Here is a 3,446-nt window from a genome sequence, read left to right as displayed (position 1 = left end):
TATCGAGTTAAAATTCGGTACAACAGCCACGACGGACGGTCTAGCCAGCACCGATAACGACTCGAGCACCGCCGACATCAGCCAGGACGGCTACGCTAGCGGCGAGCTAAACGGCATCAGGATAGATCAAAGCGGAACGCTAGTGGGCTCGTTTACAAACGGTAGAAGCCTAGGACTAGCGCAAGTGGGCGTAGCTAAATTTGCCAACAACGAGGGATTAGCTAGCGAGGGCGGAAATTTATTTTCCCGCACGGCAAACTCTGGCGATCCTATCATCGGCGCGGCTCAGACGGCTGGACGCGGCAAGATCTCAGCCTCGAGCCTCGAGATGAGTAACGTCGATCTATCTCGCTCGCTAACTCAGCTCATCGTCGTACAGCGCGGCTTCCAAGCCAACTCAAAGACGATCACGACTAGCGACGAAATGCTAAACACGCTGCTTCAATTAAAATAATTTATTTCTTCGGGCTTTAGTTTCGTCTAAAGCCCTTTTTATTGATTTTTAGCTAAATTTACCGCTAAATTTAACTAAAAGAGTCAAAAATGCAAGTAACGCTTCTAAATTACACCCCGCTAAACATCTGCTCGCACGCGATCCGCACGTGTTGGCAAAGCTTCGAAAAAGGCGACAACGGCGGCGAAAAAGACGTCGAGCTCATCGAGCGCGTCGGCAATAAATTTAAACACGCCAGCACGCTAGAGCACCTCTCCTACAACTTCTACATCCAAGGCATCTCGCGCGCCCTGCTGCAAGAGCTAGCCCGTCACCGCGTAGCGAGCCTCAGCGTCAAATCAACGCGCTACACGCTAAAAGAGCTAAAAAAAGAGGCTAAATTTGAGCTTGGCGACTTTGAGCGGGCGGCGAGATTTATAGTATTAACGGGCGACGAAACGGTCGATAACGCAAGCATCAAAGCACTAGAAAATTTGCGCGAAATCCTAGCAAATACGACAAAAAGCCTCGACATCGTCAAATACTGCCTACCAGAGTGCTACAAAACCGAGCTCACTTGGAGCGTAAACGCGCGCAGTTTGCAAAATTTCCTCTCGCTTCGCAGCTCAAAATCAGCGCTTTGGGAGATCAGAAACCTATCACTAAAGCTTTACAAGTCGCTGCCTCAGGAGCATAAATTTATATTCGAGGATCACGTAAATCAAGAATAATAAAGCGCTTTGTGCCACCTCCAAAATAAAAGCAATGCTGTGTGAAAATTTAAGACGAAATTTAAGGAAAAATCAGGAGCGATAAAATGGGGCTATTTGATATTTTTAAAAAGGATAAATTTGATGTCGACGTGCGCCCGGACGGCGTTTTCATCGGCGGCGTAAACTGCGGGTTTGATCTAGCTAAATTTAATGAAGCCTTGGGCCAGCCGCGCGTGATCGATGACGGAGAGGGCAAAAGCCGCTATTTTTGGGATGAGGCGGGGATTTTCGCCTTCGTGCGCGCAGACGAACTCGCAGAACCGAGGCTTTCCGAGATAAATTTGATGCTTGAGGTCGCAAAGGGCGTGCAGCACGAGGTTCCGCGCAAGCTCTATGGCGGCGCGTTCACGATAGATGGCAGACCGCCGCTTGAGGCCGTGCCAGAACAGGAGCTGCGCGGCGCATATATATTTTTGGAGCTTAGCCTCGGCAAATTCGAAGTCTCACTAGCTCTCGCACAGACCGTACAGGAGCGCATAGGCGCGATGGACTTCGCCGAGCGCTTCGCTAAGCGTGACACCGACGAGATCGCAGACATCGTGCGAGCTGCGAAAATGCCGATAGGGCGCGTCTGCATCAATCAAAAAGAGAAAAAGCTAAAGCCGAGGCCGAGCGATAAATTTAAGCTTCCGCGCGCGGCTGGCGAGACGCTAGCGTTTAAAAATTTCAATTTCAAAATCGCCGTGATGAACGAGCTGATGTATGAAAAAGCCCTGCTGGAGCCTAAATTTGACGTGTTTGAGTACTGCGAGGAGCGCGGCATCGATCCGTACGCGGACTTCGGCGCCCTGCCGCAAGCCAAAAAGTGGTTCAAGGACTATCCGGTTCCTGCAGATTTGGCGGAGCAGGTGAGCGAGCTCTATCTTGACGGCGGAAACGAAATTTACCTGCAAATCGCGCCTGATTGGGACGGCGAGGACGAGCTTTTCGACATTAAAAACATTGACGCCGCCGAGCTTGCGCCCTTCATTAATCTTAAAAAAATCGAAACGACCGGCATCGGCATATCCAAAAAGGCGCGAAAAGCCTGCGCAGATGCGGGGATTACGATAGTGGAGTGAGCGCGGAGATAAAATTTAAGCAATCAAATTTTGCGCTAAAACATGACGAAATTTAAAGCCGAATTTACTAAAAAATAAGCAAAATTTGAGCTTATTTTAAGCGTAAATTATTCGCATGCGTTAGCGCGATAGCGATGGCATCGGTGATATCAAGCGGTTTGATCTCCTTTGTTATACCGAGAATTTTCTTAACCATAAAGGCCACTTGCTCTTTGTCGGCCTTGGCTTTGCCCGTAACCGTTTTTTTAACCTGAAGCGGCGTATACTCGGCAAAATCGCCGTGAAGCTGCAAAATTTTAAGACTGAGCGCCCCTCGAAACTGCGCGAGCTTTAAAACCGTTTTTGGATTATAAGCGAAAAATATGTCCTCGATCGCCACTTCGTCAAATTTGTGATTTTTAAAAATCAGGTCGAGTCCCTCGCAAAGTTCGGTGATTTGATACTGCAAAGAATTCGGTTTTATTTTGATTAGTCCCGCCTCGATCAAAATAGTTTTCACGGGCGTCTTTTCGACGATCGCATAGCCGCAATTTCGCGATCCCGGATCGATTCCTAAAATTTTCATCTCGCTCTTTTCAATAGTTTTTCACGCTTTTTTCACACCGTGAAAAAACGAATTTCAACGCCATTTTAACAAATTTAAGATAAAATCTAGCGAATTAATCTTAAAGGCAAAAATTTGGTCGCAAACGAGGTTTTGGAGCTACTTTCCAAAGAAATTTTACCGTCGGAATTTGAATGCTACATCAAGCAGCTTAAATTTAACGAAAAAAGCTCAAATTCGACGAACGTCGTATTTAACGCGCCAAACGAGATTATCGCCAAATTTATCCAGACCAAATACGCCTCAAAAATCGCTCACCTTTTTGAAGTAAAAACCGGACAAAAACCCGTGATCAACGTCCAAGCCGCGACCAAAACGCAAAGCAAACCGGCTAAAAAAGTGGACGTCAAAGAGATAAAAGCGCAAAGCAGCCTGCTAAATCCAAGCTACACTTTTGAAAATTTCGTCGTCGGCGACTCGAATCAATTCGCATTTTTAAGCGCTAAAGCCGTATCCGAACAGCTGGGAAAAATTTACAATCCGCTTTTTATCTACGGCCCAACCGGACTTGGCAAAACTCACCTTTTACAATCGGTCGGAAATTTTTGTCTAAACGGCGGCAAAATGGTCATTTG

Annotated in this window: 5 protein-coding genes; 4 read left to right on the top strand and 1 reads right to left on the bottom strand. The window is 47.1% G+C overall.

The features are described from left to right. The 3 genes from Q0338_RS01935 to Q0338_RS01925 all read left to right on the top strand — a co-directional run. Positions 1 to 454, top strand: a 454-nt coding sequence (locus Q0338_RS01935) for a flagellar hook-basal body complex protein (RefSeq protein WP_298085287.1), incomplete at its 5' end; no start/stop codon positions are given. 89 nt (positions 455 to 543) lie between these two features. Next, positions 544 to 1,164 (top strand): FAD-dependent thymidylate synthase, encoded by a 621-nt coding sequence (gene thyX, locus Q0338_RS01930; RefSeq protein ID WP_298085286.1) that lies wholly within the window; start codon positions 544 to 546, stop codon positions 1,162 to 1,164. 86 nt (positions 1,165 to 1,250) lie between these two features. Continuing rightward, positions 1,251 to 2,267, top strand: coding sequence for a hypothetical protein (locus Q0338_RS01925; protein WP_298085285.1), 1,017 nt, complete (start codon positions 1,251 to 1,253; stop codon positions 2,265 to 2,267). A 91-nt stretch (positions 2,268 to 2,358) separates the two neighbouring features. On the opposite strand, the gene ruvC is transcribed toward Q0338_RS01925, so the two are convergent. After that, positions 2,359 to 2,832 (bottom strand): crossover junction endodeoxyribonuclease RuvC, encoded by a 474-nt coding sequence (gene ruvC, locus Q0338_RS01920; protein WP_298055869.1) that lies wholly within the window; start codon positions 2,830 to 2,832, stop codon positions 2,359 to 2,361. A 114-nt stretch (positions 2,833 to 2,946) separates the two neighbouring features. Between ruvC and Q0338_RS01915 the strand changes: the two genes are divergently transcribed. Then, positions 2,947 to 3,446: DnaA/Hda family protein (locus tag Q0338_RS01915; protein WP_298085284.1), on the top strand; the 500-nt coding region annotated here is incomplete at its 3' end.

The organism is uncultured Campylobacter sp., from assembly GCF_938018145.1.
Taxonomy (GTDB): domain Bacteria; phylum Campylobacterota; class Campylobacteria; order Campylobacterales; family Campylobacteraceae; genus Campylobacter_A.
Note: the sequence above shows the minus strand (reverse complement) of the source record. Positions and strands in the feature narration are given on the sequence as shown.

Excerpts from the sequence above, each read along its gene's own strand:
- ruvC (WP_298055869.1), bottom strand. The coding sequence starts at position 2,832 with ATGAAAATTTTAGGAATCGATCCGGGATCGCGAAATTGCGGCTATGCG.
- Q0338_RS01925 (WP_298085285.1), top strand. The coding sequence starts at position 1,251 with ATGGGGCTATTTGATATTTTTAAAAAGGATAAATTTGATGTCGACGTG.
- thyX (WP_298085286.1), top strand. The coding sequence starts at position 544 with ATGCAAGTAACGCTTCTAAATTACACCCCGCTAAACATCTGCTCGCAC.